The sequence below is a fragment of the Bacillus sp. AFS015802 genome (assembly GCF_002561455.1).
Classification (GTDB): Bacteria; Bacillota; Bacilli; order Bacillales; family Bacillaceae_B; genus Rossellomorea.
Map to the genome: position 1 here is coordinate 535,323 of NZ_NTUP01000066.1, position 12,310 is coordinate 547,632.

At 43.8% G+C, this 12,310-nt stretch carries 20 protein-coding genes; 10 read left to right on the forward strand and 10 right to left on the reverse strand.

All coding sequences use genetic code 11. The annotated features are described in order from the left end of the window. Positions 1 to 9 precede the first annotated feature (9 nt). On the reverse strand, positions 10 to 1,632 hold the full coding sequence (locus tag CN378_RS20010; RefSeq protein WP_098354238.1) for an ABC1 kinase family protein: 1,623 nt from the start codon (positions 1,630 to 1,632) through the stop codon (positions 10 to 12). Between the two features lie 150 nt (positions 1,633 to 1,782). Between CN378_RS20010 and CN378_RS20015 the strand changes: the two genes are divergently transcribed. After that, complete coding sequence (locus tag CN378_RS20015; protein ID WP_098354305.1) at positions 1,783 to 2,028, forward strand: hypothetical protein; 246 nt, start codon at positions 1,783 to 1,785, stop codon at positions 2,026 to 2,028. Between the two features lie 59 nt (positions 2,029 to 2,087). Here the strand turns inward: CN378_RS20015 and CN378_RS20020 are convergent, their stop codons facing one another. Next, on the reverse strand, positions 2,088 to 2,600 hold the full coding sequence (locus CN378_RS20020) for a TetR/AcrR family transcriptional regulator (RefSeq protein WP_098354239.1): 513 nt from the start codon (positions 2,598 to 2,600) through the stop codon (positions 2,088 to 2,090). Positions 2,601 to 2,697: 97 nt separating this feature from the next. Between CN378_RS20020 and CN378_RS20025 the strand changes: the two genes are divergently transcribed. Then, positions 2,698 to 3,039, forward strand: a complete 342-nt coding sequence (locus CN378_RS20025; RefSeq protein WP_098354240.1) for a VOC family protein — start codon at positions 2,698 to 2,700, stop codon at positions 3,037 to 3,039. Between the two features lie 383 nt (positions 3,040 to 3,422). Continuing rightward, positions 3,423 to 3,923: a DoxX family protein gene (locus CN378_RS20035; RefSeq protein ID WP_098354242.1), complete on the forward strand. Its 501-nt coding sequence runs from the start codon at positions 3,423 to 3,425 to the stop codon at positions 3,921 to 3,923. 94 nt (positions 3,924 to 4,017) lie between these two features. Here CN378_RS20035 and CN378_RS20040 read toward each other — a convergent pair whose 3' ends face one another. The 3 genes from CN378_RS20040 to CN378_RS20050 form a co-directional block, all read right to left on the reverse strand. Further along, on the reverse strand, positions 4,018 to 4,203 hold the full coding sequence (locus CN378_RS20040; RefSeq protein WP_060673389.1) for a YfhD family protein: 186 nt from the start codon (positions 4,201 to 4,203) through the stop codon (positions 4,018 to 4,020). Positions 4,204 to 4,302: 99 nt separating this feature from the next. After that, positions 4,303 to 4,428: a YfhE family protein gene (locus tag CN378_RS20045; protein WP_079531092.1), complete on the reverse strand. Its 126-nt coding sequence runs from the start codon at positions 4,426 to 4,428 to the stop codon at positions 4,303 to 4,305. Positions 4,429 to 4,499: 71 nt separating this feature from the next. Next, positions 4,500 to 5,405 carry a TIGR01777 family oxidoreductase gene (locus tag CN378_RS20050; RefSeq protein WP_098354243.1) on the reverse strand — a complete coding sequence of 302 codons (906 nt, stop codon included), beginning with the start codon at positions 5,403 to 5,405 and terminating at the stop codon, positions 4,500 to 4,502. A gap of 90 nt (positions 5,406 to 5,495) precedes the next feature. On the opposite strand from CN378_RS20050, the gene recX reads away from it, so the two are divergent. Then, entirely contained in the window at positions 5,496 to 6,302 is an 807-nt protein-coding gene (recX, locus tag CN378_RS20055) for a recombination regulator RecX (RefSeq protein WP_098354244.1), read from the forward strand. A gap of 47 nt (positions 6,303 to 6,349) precedes the next feature. On the opposite strand, the gene CN378_RS20060 is transcribed toward recX, so the two are convergent. Further along, positions 6,350 to 7,021, reverse strand: a complete 672-nt coding sequence (locus tag CN378_RS20060) for an SDR family NAD(P)-dependent oxidoreductase (protein ID WP_098354245.1) — start codon at positions 7,019 to 7,021, stop codon at positions 6,350 to 6,352. Between the two features lie 102 nt (positions 7,022 to 7,123). Here CN378_RS20060 and CN378_RS20065 point away from each other — a divergent pair, with 102 nt between their 5' ends. Next, complete coding sequence (locus CN378_RS20065; protein ID WP_098354246.1) at positions 7,124 to 7,450, forward strand: YfhH family protein; 327 nt, start codon at positions 7,124 to 7,126, stop codon at positions 7,448 to 7,450. A 36-nt stretch (positions 7,451 to 7,486) separates the two neighbouring features. On the opposite strand, the gene CN378_RS20070 is transcribed toward CN378_RS20065, so the two are convergent. Then, positions 7,487 to 7,645 carry a YpzG family protein gene (locus CN378_RS20070; protein ID WP_082051311.1) on the reverse strand — a complete coding sequence of 53 codons (159 nt, stop codon included), beginning with the start codon at positions 7,643 to 7,645 and terminating at the stop codon, positions 7,487 to 7,489. A 31-nt stretch (positions 7,646 to 7,676) separates the two neighbouring features. Continuing rightward, positions 7,677 to 7,841, reverse strand: coding sequence for a small, acid-soluble spore protein K (locus CN378_RS20075; RefSeq protein WP_034762570.1), 165 nt, complete (start codon positions 7,839 to 7,841; stop codon positions 7,677 to 7,679). Positions 7,842 to 7,991: 150 nt separating this feature from the next. On the opposite strand from CN378_RS20075, the gene CN378_RS20080 reads away from it, so the two are divergent. Further along, positions 7,992 to 8,267, forward strand: coding sequence for a YfhJ family protein (locus CN378_RS20080; RefSeq protein ID WP_034762572.1), 276 nt, complete (start codon positions 7,992 to 7,994; stop codon positions 8,265 to 8,267). A 44-nt stretch (positions 8,268 to 8,311) separates the two neighbouring features. Here CN378_RS20080 and CN378_RS20085 read toward each other — a convergent pair whose 3' ends face one another. Next, positions 8,312 to 9,298: a metal-dependent hydrolase gene (locus CN378_RS20085; RefSeq protein ID WP_098354247.1), complete on the reverse strand. Its 987-nt coding sequence runs from the start codon at positions 9,296 to 9,298 to the stop codon at positions 8,312 to 8,314. 87 nt (positions 9,299 to 9,385) lie between these two features. Between CN378_RS20085 and CN378_RS20090 the strand changes: the two genes are divergently transcribed. Together CN378_RS20090 and mutY are read left to right on the forward strand one after the other, a co-directional pair. Next, entirely contained in the window at positions 9,386 to 9,694 is a 309-nt protein-coding gene (locus tag CN378_RS20090) for a hypothetical protein (RefSeq protein ID WP_098354248.1), read from the forward strand. Positions 9,695 to 9,746: 52 nt separating this feature from the next. Then, entirely contained in the window at positions 9,747 to 10,850 is a 1,104-nt protein-coding gene (gene mutY / locus CN378_RS20095; RefSeq protein ID WP_483295105.1) for an A/G-specific adenine glycosylase, read from the forward strand. 41 nt (positions 10,851 to 10,891) lie between these two features. Here mutY and CN378_RS20100 read toward each other — a convergent pair whose 3' ends face one another. Beyond that, positions 10,892 to 11,116, reverse strand: a complete 225-nt coding sequence (locus tag CN378_RS20100; protein WP_034762579.1) for a hypothetical protein — start codon at positions 11,114 to 11,116, stop codon at positions 10,892 to 10,894. A gap of 103 nt (positions 11,117 to 11,219) precedes the next feature. Between CN378_RS20100 and fabL the strand changes: the two genes are divergently transcribed. Together fabL and CN378_RS20110 are read left to right on the forward strand one after the other, a co-directional pair. Further along, positions 11,220 to 11,963, forward strand: a complete 744-nt coding sequence (gene fabL, locus CN378_RS20105) for an enoyl-[acyl-carrier-protein] reductase FabL (RefSeq protein WP_098354250.1) — start codon at positions 11,220 to 11,222, stop codon at positions 11,961 to 11,963. Positions 11,964 to 12,039: 76 nt separating this feature from the next. Beyond that, a complete protein-coding gene (locus CN378_RS20110) occupies positions 12,040 to 12,243 on the forward strand; it encodes a gamma-type small acid-soluble spore protein (protein WP_098354251.1) in 204 nt (67 codons plus the stop codon). Positions 12,244 to 12,310 lie beyond the last annotated feature (67 nt).

Sequence of the window (12,310 nt, forward strand, 5' to 3'; positions counted from 1 at the left end):
CACTGTTCGTTAATGCAGCTGCCCGTTCTTCAATTTCTTCAGCCAGCTTCTTTGTCTTGTGGCAGTAACCGTATACACAGCCAAACCGAATCCTGCAAGTCCAATGCTGACTTGAAGGAGGAGCTCCATATCGAAACCAAGTCCTGTGAATCCGCCGGCGCACCCTGACAGTATCAGGATAAAAGCTTTCTTTTTTTGGCTTTCGTATATCTTGAATTGAAACTCATTTTGCTGATGAAGGTCCTTTTGTTCTAGTGCTTTTTCAGGGACATCCAACAACTGCCGGACTTTCTGGACGGTCTGAAAAAGGGGCTGGGCACTGACCCATTTCATGAGAAGCTCCCATTTGTTCGTGTTGCTTTCCTTCACCCAGTCCAAGAAGGCCGGCTTGACGATATCAAGGGTTTCTTCATCCGGACTCAGCGTATGGACGAGCCCTTCAATGGTTGCAAAAGATCGACCCAAAAAGATGAAGCGGGTCGGCACCTGTACAGGTAATGATTTCACCATATCGTTGATTTCCTTCTTCACGCTTAGGAGATCCATCTGCTTGAACTGCTCCATATCAAGTGTGACAAATTCCTTCAACACAGGCTCAATCGTTTTCGGACTTGCGTCAGGAAGCAGGAATCCAAGGTCAGCCAATGCCTCGGATGCTTTACGGAAATTCTTTAACAGGATCCCTTCGAGAAGATCTTGAAAATGGGCAGAATCCCTTTTCGAAATTTCCCCGATCATGCCGTAATCCAAGAGAACAAAAGTACCATCGTGCTGAAGCAGTATATTCCCTGCATGCGGATCGGCGTGGAAGATCCCGGGCTCGAGCCATTGGGGAAGAAAGAGACGGAATAATTGTTTTGCCAGCTTCTGACCATCCAATCCATATGCCCCTATCGCTTTTCTATCATTCAATCGAACCCCGTCGACCCATTCCATCACCAATACTTTGTCTGTACAGAGTTCGGGGTACATCGCCGGGATCTTTACATTGGAATGATCTTTAAATCGCTGTTTAAAAGAAATGGCGGTATTCATTTCCTTCGAAAAGTCCAGCTCCTGCTCGATGACCTGCTTCAATTCTCTATATAGCATCTTAAAATCAAGGAATTCCTTTGGCATTGGAGCGAAGTGCCGGGCAAACCAGATGATGATGGATAGAGTGCGGAAATCCGTCTTCACAAGTGATGGGATTTCCGGCCGCTGCACTTTGATGGCCGCTTGTGTACCATCCAGCAGTGTTGCTTTGTACACTTCCCCGATGGAAGCGGAAGCGATGGCTTCTTGATCAATGGCTAATACCTTGGAAGAAACGGAGCCGTCCCATTCCCGTTCAAGAACCGATTCAATGTCCCCCCAGGGAGAAGGAGGGACGTGATCAACCAAATCTTGAATTTGATTGATGAATCCTTTTGGAAGCAGATCCTCACGTATACTTAATAGTTGTCCAACCTTGATCAACACCCCATTTAATTCAAACAGAGTGTCTTTGAATTCTTTTCCGATTCGTTCCCAAAGTTTATCTTTCTCCCATTGGGACTTCCCTCGCAGTCGGTACCAGTAGACCCTTATGACAATGGATAAGGCGAGTGATAATACCTTCCACATTCTCCAAAGCTTGTTTTCTGTCTTCATCATTTCATCCCCTGTAAACGGATATCTATATCTATTATGTAATACGTATGGAAAATAAGAAAGTTTCGGTTTTTGTATTTTCAGAAAAAAGCAGTCGGATTTATGGATTTTTATGGTAAAATGAATGGGATAAGGGGGAGTGGATGTGAATTGAAAAAAGGCTGGATTTCCATTGTTGGTGGCTTTATTGTCGGATTGATCCTCTCCTATCGATTCTTAGAATACAACGGATGGATCATTTACAAAATGGATAACAATGGTCATGTTCTAAGTACCGTGAAGGAAATGGATTTTAATTTAATCACGAACTCGTTTCTCCTAATGGCAGCCTCAACTTTGATTATTTATCTGACTTTGAGATTGATTGAAACAATATGGAAGAGAAAATCCGGGTGAAGGATGCGTGGGTGGATAAGGTACTGGCTTTGGTGATGTGAAAGAGGCGGGTGTCTCTTTCACATCTTTTCTTGAAAAAGCCAAGATAATAGCCTTTTTCCCTCGCTTTGGTCAATTTTTTCATTTTCTACAGCTTCCAAGATAGAACGCCAGGATGGAAGGATAATAAATTCAAGCCCTTTTACGGTTCCTGTAAGAAGGTGTTGAACAAATTCTTCTATTTTATCGATGGCGTGTGGATTTTCTTCACACAGTAACCGGCCGACGTTCAACTTAATGGTGGCATCGAGCCCAGTTATAAAAGCCATTTCAAGTTTTTTGACAGGATCATTTACCGTATCGGCTGCCCCCTCCATCCGGTCAATAATTCGTTGCTCAACATCATGTCTGATCACCGTGTATAATTGAGCCTTTGAACCAAAGTGGTGATAGATCACCCCGGTCGTCATATTCGCCTCCTTCGCTAAATCCTTGATATTGACTCCTTCATATCCTTTCTCTTTAAATTGTTCCAGTGCTAATCTGATAATCGTCTCTTTTTTACTTCCCGGTACAGGTATCCAATTTTTCATATATGTATCATATCATATTGACAACAATTTGTAACTAAGTTACGTTATACATAACCAAGTTATGCCTTTGGTAAAAATATCAATTGAGGTGGAGTAAATGAAACTGGCTTTTCTATGTCATCCTGTAACAGATTTAAAGAAATCTCTTATTTATTATCGAGACACGTTAGGATTTGAAGAAGCATGGAGGGAAGGGGATCATACAATTGCCCTCAGGCTTCCGGGAACGGATGTTCAATTGATGATTGAAAATGATGAGCCTGAATTAGTACCAGGCGGAATGTTTATTGTAGACAGCGTCGATGATTATTATCAACAACACCAGGAAGAGCTCCATTTCATTAAGACTCCATGTGATATTCCACCAGGAAGATATGCCATATATCAGGATGATAGCGAAAATCTAATCCGGATTCTTGATTTGAGCCGTGAGCGTTAGGGAGGTAAGGTGGGTTTTACACTCAATTTAACAGGTGAAATACCGCTTGAAATCAGCAGTTAAAACGGAAGAATGAATCAGCAGCTAAACTACCCCCAAATATTCAGCTGCTGATTTTCGTTTCAATTTCTGCAGCTGAAACCCCGTGCCAATCCCCCGCGAGAACCTCTGCTTCTACGTAAAACTCACCGATTTTGACACCTTTGTGAACGACATAAAAGCCTATTGTATTAGGGCTTAAGAAGAGGAATATTATAAGTGTAAAGAACATGTGAAATACTTCACAATTATACAGCTTCCACATAATAAACACAAAGACATCCCAATGCAATATCATTTGTGAATTGTTTCACAAGTATACATCCAAAAGGAGATGATCCATCATGAGATGGTGGGAAAATCAAAAGGTGAGTGCGGTTTGGACAGTGATGAGGATTTGGTTGGGCGTCCAGTGGTTAGAGGCAGGCTGGCATAAGGTGAATGATGGCTTTGATGCAAGCGGATTTTTGCAAGGTGCATTGACTAAAGCGACAGGCGATCATCCTGCGGTACAAGGCTGGTATGCAGAATTTCTGAAAGGTTTTGCTTTACCGAACGTAGAACTGTTCAATGTTTTAATTCCTTGGGGAGAAATATTAGTGGGGGTAGGGTTGATTGCAGGATTCATGACCATCCCGGCTCTTCTTGCAGGTGCTTTCATGAACATTAACTTCTTAATGGCAGGGACTGTCAGCACTAATCCCGTCCTTTACACCACTGCCATCATCCTCCTTTTTGCAGGCAGAGGTGCTTACCTTTGGGGAGCTGATCATTGGGTGATCCCGTACTTGAAACAGATGTTCAATCATCATGAAGGAAAGCATAAAAAGCCGATTGTCGTTTGACTAATGTAAATGTAAAAAGCCCCATGCTGTCACAGCGTGGGGCTTTCGCAGACTGAATTCCTCAGGGCCTGTCTTTTTACCTTACGGGACTCTACTATTGGTTTTTCTTCACACGTGCACGCTGATTGGCAGCATTCGCACGGGCTTGTGCTTCCATGTCAGCCTGGTCGGCAAGTTCTCTTGAGAACTCTTCGTCAACACCATCAGATTTGAGCTGAGCGGGTGTTTGTGGCAGGCTGTTTTTATTTCCTCTTTTACTATGGCCGCGTGATCTTCCCAATATCAACATCCCCTTTTGGTTAAAAAATAAAGGTACAGGTTTATGGCCTGTACCTTTATCTTTCTTCAAAGTAAGGATTTATAGTCAGGTAATAAATGACTATCTATGGGCTTTTGAGCTGAAGCCACCCGCACGATCAGCTGCTTTGAACTCCCTTGAGTACGTTACTTCCTGAGCGCTTGATAGAACCGATTTGTTTTTGTCCTTCTTTTTCTTATTATCCATTCCTATGTACATCCCTTCTTTTCAAGATTAGTTCTATTTTTGCCGTGAAAAGGAAGGGACATACCTGTGAGTTATTGATAAATATCAATGAGGGCACTGCTCAATTCAGGATACCGGAATTGAAAACCGTGTTCAGACAGGACACTTGGAAGGACTTTTTGTCCTTCGAGTACAAGGGCGCTCATTTCCCCCATAGCCACTTTTAAAGCAAGTGAAGGGACCGGTATCCAGTGGGGCCTGCCGAGGACAGAGCCGAGGGTCTTCCCGAATTCTTTCATGGTGACGGGGGAAGGGGCGGTGACATTGACGGGTCCGGAAATCCCTTCTGTTTCCGCAATGAAATGCACCGCTCTTGCGATGTCTTTTATATGGACCCACGACATCCATTGGTCCCCGGATCCGACCGTTCCTCCCACAAACATCTTATAAGGAAGAGCGATACGGGGCAGGGCGCCATCGTCTTTTCCCAGAATAATTCCGAAGCGTGCATATGCCACCCGGATTCCCAGCTGATTGGCCTTGCTCGCTTCTTTTTCCCAAATTTGAACGGTTTCTCCTAAAAAGTTGTCTGCCGTTTCTGTTGACGCTTCCGTATACGTATTCGTTTTTGAAGAAGGATAGTAGCCGATTGCACTTGCGTTGATAAGACACGCCGGTTTCTCTGTCAGTGCCTTCATAATGTTGATAACCTCTTGAGTTGAGTTGATCCGGCTATTGATGATTCGTTTCTTACGCTCATCCGTCCAGCGGCCGCTGTTGATGGATTCCCCTGCAAGGTTAATGAAGGCATGGATACCTTCGAGTTCCTCTTCGGGTTTTGCACCGTCGGATAGCCATTTTACATAGGTAACACCTGAACGATTGTCGTATTTATCCGGATTTCGGGTAAGGATCAGTACTTCGTGTTGGTGTTCTAAAAGTTCCTCCGTCAAAGCCTGACCGACAAAACCCGTACCACCTGTGATAGCGATCTTCATCATCATCCCTCCAATATACTTATTATTTTACCTATCTACAGAATAAAAAACATATGCTGAATGTGTTAGGATTACTATGAGGTGGAAAAAATGGGCAAGATTACGAAAATAACGAAGCAAGTAAAGAACGATGAGCGCTACAATTTATTTATAGATGGGAAATATGCCTTCAGTGTGGATGAGGCAGTATTGGCGAAATTTCAGCTCAGAAAAGGATTGGAAATCGATGAGCTTGAAATTTCTGAGCTTCAATATGAAGATGATGTGAAAAAAGCTTTCAATAAAGCGATTCAGTATTTAGCCTATCGGATGAGAACAGAGAAGGAAATCCGCGATCACTTACAAGAAGGGGACCCGGAGGATGGCGTCATCCAGGAAGTCATCCATAAATTGAATGAGATTAAATACATCAATGATCTGGAATTTGCCCATGCGTTTGTCGCTACTCAGATGAATACGGCCGACAAGGGACCGACCTGGATCCGCGGGGAATTAAGGAGAAAAGGTGTTGGCGACTCTTATATCGAAGAGGCACTCGCGGCTTTTACAGAAGAAAAACAGGTGGACAAGGCGGTCGCCCTGACAGAAAAGCTCCTTCACAAATATCGAAAAGATTCCAAGATGATTGCCAGGCAGAAGATTGAACAAAACTTGATGAGAAAAGGGTATCCCGGTTCTGTTATGAAAATCGTATGGGAAACCGTTGAATCGGACAGGGATGAAGATGAGCGATGGGATGCCGTTTACCATCAGGGATTGAAGGCTCACAGAAAGCTTAGTTCAAAATATGATGGATTTGAATATGTACAGAAGATGAAACAAACATTGTATCGAAAAGGATTTTCCATGGAAGATATCGAAAGGCTGTTGGAAGAATTAAGAGAAAATGAAGAGTGAATGGACGATCAGTCGTCAGCCCTCGTTATGTAACAAGGGCTGGCTTTTTATTTTTTTGATTCGATGACGATTTCGTCTTTTTCTTTGTATTCATTCACGATCAATTCCGCAACCTCTTTAGGAGAGCGAAGCCTTGAAGGGTCACTGATATGGTCGCTATCATCCCAGAATGGAGTATTCATCCCGCCCATATAGGCGTTGACGACACGGAGGTCAGAGCCTTCATATTCTTTCTGGAGGCTTTCACCAAACCCTCTGAGGGCGAACTTGCTGGCTACATATAAGGACTCATTTTTCTTACCCCTGAGACCGGCTGTAGAAATGATATTGATGATGGTGCTATCCGGCTCCAGTTGAGGCAGCAGTTCTTTCGTTAACCGGATCGGCCCGAGGGCATTGGTTTCGAACATGCTTACCAATTCATCGTCACTCGAATCCTTGAATGGACCGAAGTAGCCTACGCCTGCGTTATGTATGAGTAACGAAATGCTGTGGTTTGTCAGGTGATGCCCGGAAAGCTTTTCTATGTCAACGTTCGAGCGGATATCCATTGCGACAAAGGATGCCTCGCCCCCTAACTCTTCAATTTCCGCTGCCGCTATCCTTAAGGTTTCTACTGTTCGTCCGAGCAGTAAGATATGAAATCCTTGTTTGCTGAGAAGCTTTCCTAATTCTTTCCCGAGGCCGGAGCCTCCGCCTGTGATGATGGCTGTCTTCATGTTGAATCATCCTTTCTTATGCTTGTCGGGTCTGACCAAGCCGCTTCCGCTTTTCTTATTGTATCATTTTCTCTATACTACTATTAGTAGAGGTGATGAGGAATGGAACAAGAGAGAAGATATAGTGAGATGACGGAACATGAGTTGAAGCAGGAGATTGCTTCGTTGACGGAGAAGGCGCGGAAAGCTGAACAGCTGGGGATTGTGAATGAGTTTGCCGTATTGGAGCGAAAAGCCCTTATGGCGCAGGCTTATCTTATGGATCCAGATGCTTATAAGCCTGGTGGGATTTATGGGATTGAAGGAGATCCGGGCACTTATTTCAAAGTGGACTATCTGAATGGAGTATTCGCCTGGGGGTACCGATTGGGCGGAGACGGGAAAGAAGAAGCTTTACCCATTTCCCTTTTAGCCGGGGAGAAGAAATAAGGAAGAGGTCCGTCAAGGGAGACGGACCTCAGAAATCTAGGAACGCTTACGTGTCTGGTTTTCCAGAATGATTAAGTCTTGAGTTTGTGTCGTTTGTCCATTTGCCTGTGAATGGGCATGCTTCGGATTGTAGAATGCCTTGTTAAATGGACTGCTGTACTTATTGCGGTAGAAGTTGTTTTTCATGTTTGCCATCGTGACTACCCCCTAATCAAATTTCACTGTATTAAAGTGAGTCGTGATCTCGTTGTCCAGAAGATTTCATGCGTTCTTGAGGATGGGTATTGATGGTGCCGTTAGCCCTTTTAGATGCATATTCCGCTTTTGCTCTCGGTTCACCTTCGAATTTATTGTTGTTCATATTGGGGAACCCTGTCGATTTATTTCGCATATGTGCCTCCTAAAAGGTGAAATATACTGACTCATACCGTGAAGAAGCAAAGATTCACAACTAAGCTTAACCACGTACCTTTAGTATGGGTGAAATGGTCGACATTATCATAAAAGCACGAACTTAATATATGGAAAAGGAGGAGACAAAATGGAGTCAACATTCCACGAATTAACACAATTGTTAATCGAAAAGAATAATAAACTTTCGTATGAAAAAGCGAGGACCTGGATTGAATTGGTATGGGAAGATTTCGAAGCAACATACGCCAAGGCAGGTTACGATTATAAAGGGAAAGCAGTAACGGAAAAAGTCGTCCGCCAATGGGTCAATACGTACGGAGAACAAATCCATGAATTCGCTGCCCAAAACCCGAAATACAAACACCTGATCGACGACAAAGAAGATGATGATTTAGTGCATTAAAGTGATGAGGGACGGACCTTGAAAAGGTCCGTCCCTCACTTTAGTTAATCGATTAAAATGTCGATGTCGACTTTCGAGCGTAGTTTTTCTTCGCTGAAGACCCATCCTGTGTAGGAGCTGACGATGGTCAGGTCTTTGTCGAGCTGCACCAGGGCGACGAATGGATAGTGACCATTATTCCGATAGCGGAGATCGATGAAGCGAACTTCGAAATGATCGTCATATTCATCCACTTCCCAACGATAAACGGGGGAAAAGGAGAGAAAGGCGGCCAGATTTTTATCTTTCTTGGCGGCAATGATGACTGGATTTTCAGGTATCGCCACCCGTTCGAACTTATCAAAAATCGTAATCGACCGTCTGTAGGCCCGTGCGACATAATAATGCTCCTTCGTTACGATTGCCAGCCGCCACTGGAAAAACCTGATGGTAGGTGAAACGATAATTTTTTCCGCTTGTGGAATTCTTCGCTTCACCGCATTTTTTACGGCTTTTTGGACCTGGAACCTCAACACATAATAGGCGAAAATCACAATGTACATGAGCAAAAAGGTTTTTCCAGGAGGTAGTCCGACTCCCCAAAGGATTAAACCGACAATATGAATCCCGAAAATAATCGGGTCAAACGTGTTGATAACCCCTAAAGCGACCCATTTCGACGAAATCGGCCTGATGGCCTGTGTCCCATATGCGTTGAAAATGTCGACAAATACATGAAGGAATACGGCCACAAATGTCCAAATCCATAAATGAAGCAAATCCGCCCCTGGGAAAAAAGGATAAAGACAAGCGATGATTAAGAGCGGCCAGAGAACGACCGCAGGTATGCTATGGGTAATCCCACGGTGATGACGGATGTAAACCGCATTATTACGTAATTTCAATACGGTATCGATATCTGGTATTTGTGAGCCGATGACTGCTGCAACTAACACACTTTGAGAAGTGGCTGCACTTTCAGCAACAACGGGATCTAAGGTGGCTAAGCCCCCGAGAGCAAAGCCCATGACGATATGAGTGCCTGTATCCAAAAAAAGTCCTCCCTTGGCTCGCATTTCTAAGATTTGTTTATGACTTGTCATTGGTGAACATGATATGGTTAAAAGGAGATTATTTCAATGAAAAACACCGTGCACATTTACTTGGAATATGAAATCAAGCAGAATTTCAAGACCCGTTATAAGCAAATTATGACCAATATCGCAGAGACATTACCGCAATATGATGCCTTCAATTTCCATTGGGATAAGGCTGAAGGTGATTCGAATACATATTTCGAAACCTTTGTGGTGCCGACTGAATCCCATTTTCATGTATTAAAACGTTTACGGATGTCCCGTCGTCATTTATTATTTGGATTATTGGACGAATGTATTTGTGGTGGATTACAAGAAATCAGCCTTGTCTGCCTAAAAACAGACTATTAATTATTTATTCCCTAATCAATGTAACATTTAACATCCTGGAGGTACAAAATTGATAGAAGAACCATTGAAGAACTTACAAACCATCAACCGCGAGGAATTCCAGCACGATTTAATTTCATGGTTTTCAAGAGAACAGCGTGATCTGCCGTGGAGGAAGGATCAGGATCCTTACAAGGTGTGGGTATCCGAAATCATGCTTCAACAAACGCGGGTGGATACGGTCATACCTTATTTTAACCGATTCATCGAGAGATTTCCTACCATAGATGCTCTTGCTAAAGCAGACGAAGAAGAAGTACTCAAAGCATGGGAAGGGCTTGGCTATTACTCAAGGGTCCGAAATTTGCAGACTGCCGTCAAAGAAGTGAATGAAAAGTATGAAGGAATCGTTCCTGATACCCCGAAAGAAATCTCCTCTTTAAAAGGTGTGGGACCCTACACGGCAGGGGCGATATTAAGTATTGCCTACAGCAAGCCTGAGCCTGCTGTTGATGGGAATGTGATGAGGGTATTCTCACGTATCCTTTCCATTTGGCTCGATATTGCCAAGCCTTCGTCCAGAAAAGTATTTGAAGAAGCGGTAAGGGAGCTTATTTCAGAAGAAAATCCTTCTTTTTTCAATCAGGCATTGATGGAACTGGGGGCCTTGATCTGTACCCCGACATCTCCATCCTGCCTGCTTTGTCCGGTAAGGGAGCACTGTCAGGCATTTGAAGAAGGTGTACAAACAGAGCTTCCGATCAAATCAAAGAAGAAATCCGCACGTAAGCTGAATATGGCGGCAGCCGTTCTGTTCACAGAAGATGATCGGGTCGTCATCCATAAACGTCCGGGTAAAGGCCTGCTCGCCAATCTATGGGAATTCCCTAATTTCGAAGTGGGGAATGGAAGCAGTGGAAGGAAGCAATTGCTTGATCTCATACAAGAAGAGTATAACGTTGACTGTACCTTAAAGGCGGGGGTTGTGACAAAAATTCAGCATGTTTTCTCTCATATCGTCTGGGATATTGAAGTATTTGTCGGATCTCTTAATAGCAGCATGCTCGCGGACAGCGACCTGATAGCTGTGACCCCTCAGGAGATGGAGAGGTATGCGTTTCCTGTCTCACATCAGAAAATCTGGCAGGAAGCAGGAACAGGGGTTTTACGGAAGTAAAAGGAGCAGCGGGACATGCTGCTCCTTTCATCATTGCCACTTCAGTCGTAACTGATTTTCGTACCATGGGTATAATCGGCTTCGCCGCGCTTCAATCCACCGCGGTTTTCAATTTCTTCGACTATTTCCCGGTGAATCGATTGTCCTTCCGCGTTCAAATAAGGTACTATTTGTTGTAGTGAATGATGAAAGAAAGCAAGTTCGCTCTTTTTCCATTCATCTTTGGGAATCATTGAAAGCTCGGTCATATCTCTGCCTACATACATAACTCATTCCTCCATTAACTGATATGCTCTTATTAGTTTGCGTGTTCAGGGTGTCTTTATGCCTTGGACCAATTGGAAAATGAAATTGAAAGGATGAAAAAACATGAGTCAAAAAGTAGCATTAGTAACAGGAAGCAGCCGCGGACTTGGAAGAGAAATCGCGATACAACTGGCTGAAAAAGGATACGATATCGTCGTCAATTATGCCCGTAGTAAAAAAGGTGCCCTTGAAACGGCTGAACAAATCGAAAAACTCGGCCGTAAAGCTTTTGTTGTACGGGCGAATGTGGGGGACGTCGATAAAATCAAATCGATGTTCGAACAGATCAAAGAAGAATTCGGCCGTTTGGACGTATTGGTAAGTAACGCAGCGTCCGGGGTTTTGCGTCCTGTCATGGAGCTTGAAGAGTCTCATTGGGATTGGACGATGAATATTAACAGCAAGGCTTTATTATTCTGTGCCCAGGAAGCCGCAAAATTGATGGATAAGGGTGGACGCATCGTCAGCATCAGTTCTCTTGGGTCAATCCGTTATTTAGACAATTACACAACGGTAGGTGTCTCGAAAGCTGCTGTTGAGGCCCTTACCCGTTACCTTGCTGTGGAGCTTGCCCCAAGAGATATTATTGTCAATGCCGTATCCGGTGGCGCAATCGATACAGATGCACTGAAGCATTTCCCTAACCGTGAGGAGCTGTTGGAGGATGCCCGCAGTAAAACGCCTGCTGGACGTATGGTTGAAATCGATGATCTTGTGAAGTCTGTCATGTTCCTCATATCGGACGATTCTTCCATGATCAGGGGTCAAACCATCATCGTCGACGGTGGCCGCTCACTTCTTGTATAGTGGGATTTTTTTCCGTAAAATTATCGAATAGTGAAATCCACGCTTGGTTATCTTAATAAGCGTGGAGGTGATTACAATGGCAAAACAACCAAACAAAACTCAATCTGGTACAAGCGTTCAACACGTGAAACAACAAAACGCTCAATCTGCAGGAGCTCAGCAACAATACGGAACTGAGTTCGCTTCAGAAACAACTGCTGCACAACACGTGAAGCAACAAAACCAACAAGCAGAAGCTAACAAAGCGAAAGCTTCTGGTAAATACGGTCAACAACAATAATTGAATTGTTTTTGACAGGGAAAAGCACCCATTTGATTGGGTGCTTTTTCGCATTTTTGCCCCCTTT

Bases quoted from the DNA above. Each gene is read 5' to 3' on its own strand.
- CN378_RS20010 (WP_098354238.1), bottom strand. From the start codon at position 1,632: ATGAAGACAGAAAACAAGCTTTGGAGAATGTGGAAGGTATTATCACTC.
- CN378_RS20020 (WP_098354239.1), bottom strand. From the start codon at position 2,600: ATGAAAAATTGGATACCTGTACCGGGAAGTAAAAAAGAGACGATTATC.
- CN378_RS20025 (WP_098354240.1), top strand. From the start codon at position 2,698: ATGAAACTGGCTTTTCTATGTCATCCTGTAACAGATTTAAAGAAATCT.
- CN378_RS20035 (WP_098354242.1), top strand. From the start codon at position 3,423: ATGAGATGGTGGGAAAATCAAAAGGTGAGTGCGGTTTGGACAGTGATG.
- CN378_RS20045 (WP_079531092.1), bottom strand. From the start codon at position 4,428: ATGGATAATAAGAAAAAGAAGGACAAAAACAAATCGGTTCTATCAAGC.
- CN378_RS20050 (WP_098354243.1), bottom strand. From the start codon at position 5,405: ATGAAGATCGCTATCACAGGTGGTACGGGTTTTGTCGGTCAGGCTTTG.
- recX (WP_098354244.1), top strand. From the start codon at position 5,496: ATGGGCAAGATTACGAAAATAACGAAGCAAGTAAAGAACGATGAGCGC.
- CN378_RS20060 (WP_098354245.1), bottom strand. From the start codon at position 7,021: ATGAAGACAGCCATCATCACAGGCGGAGGCTCCGGCCTCGGGAAAGAA.
- CN378_RS20065 (WP_098354246.1), top strand. From the start codon at position 7,124: ATGGAACAAGAGAGAAGATATAGTGAGATGACGGAACATGAGTTGAAG.
- CN378_RS20070 (WP_082051311.1), bottom strand. From the start codon at position 7,645: ATGGCAAACATGAAAAACAACTTCTACCGCAATAAGTACAGCAGTCCA.
- CN378_RS20075 (WP_034762570.1), bottom strand. From the start codon at position 7,841: ATGCGAAATAAATCGACAGGGTTCCCCAATATGAACAACAATAAATTC.
- CN378_RS20080 (WP_034762572.1), top strand. From the start codon at position 7,992: ATGGAGTCAACATTCCACGAATTAACACAATTGTTAATCGAAAAGAAT.
- CN378_RS20090 (WP_098354248.1), top strand. From the start codon at position 9,386: ATGAAAAACACCGTGCACATTTACTTGGAATATGAAATCAAGCAGAAT.
- CN378_RS20100 (WP_034762579.1), bottom strand. From the start codon at position 11,116: ATGTATGTAGGCAGAGATATGACCGAGCTTTCAATGATTCCCAAAGAT.
- fabL (WP_098354250.1), top strand. From the start codon at position 11,220: ATGAGTCAAAAAGTAGCATTAGTAACAGGAAGCAGCCGCGGACTTGGA.
- CN378_RS20110 (WP_098354251.1), top strand. From the start codon at position 12,040: ATGGCAAAACAACCAAACAAAACTCAATCTGGTACAAGCGTTCAACAC.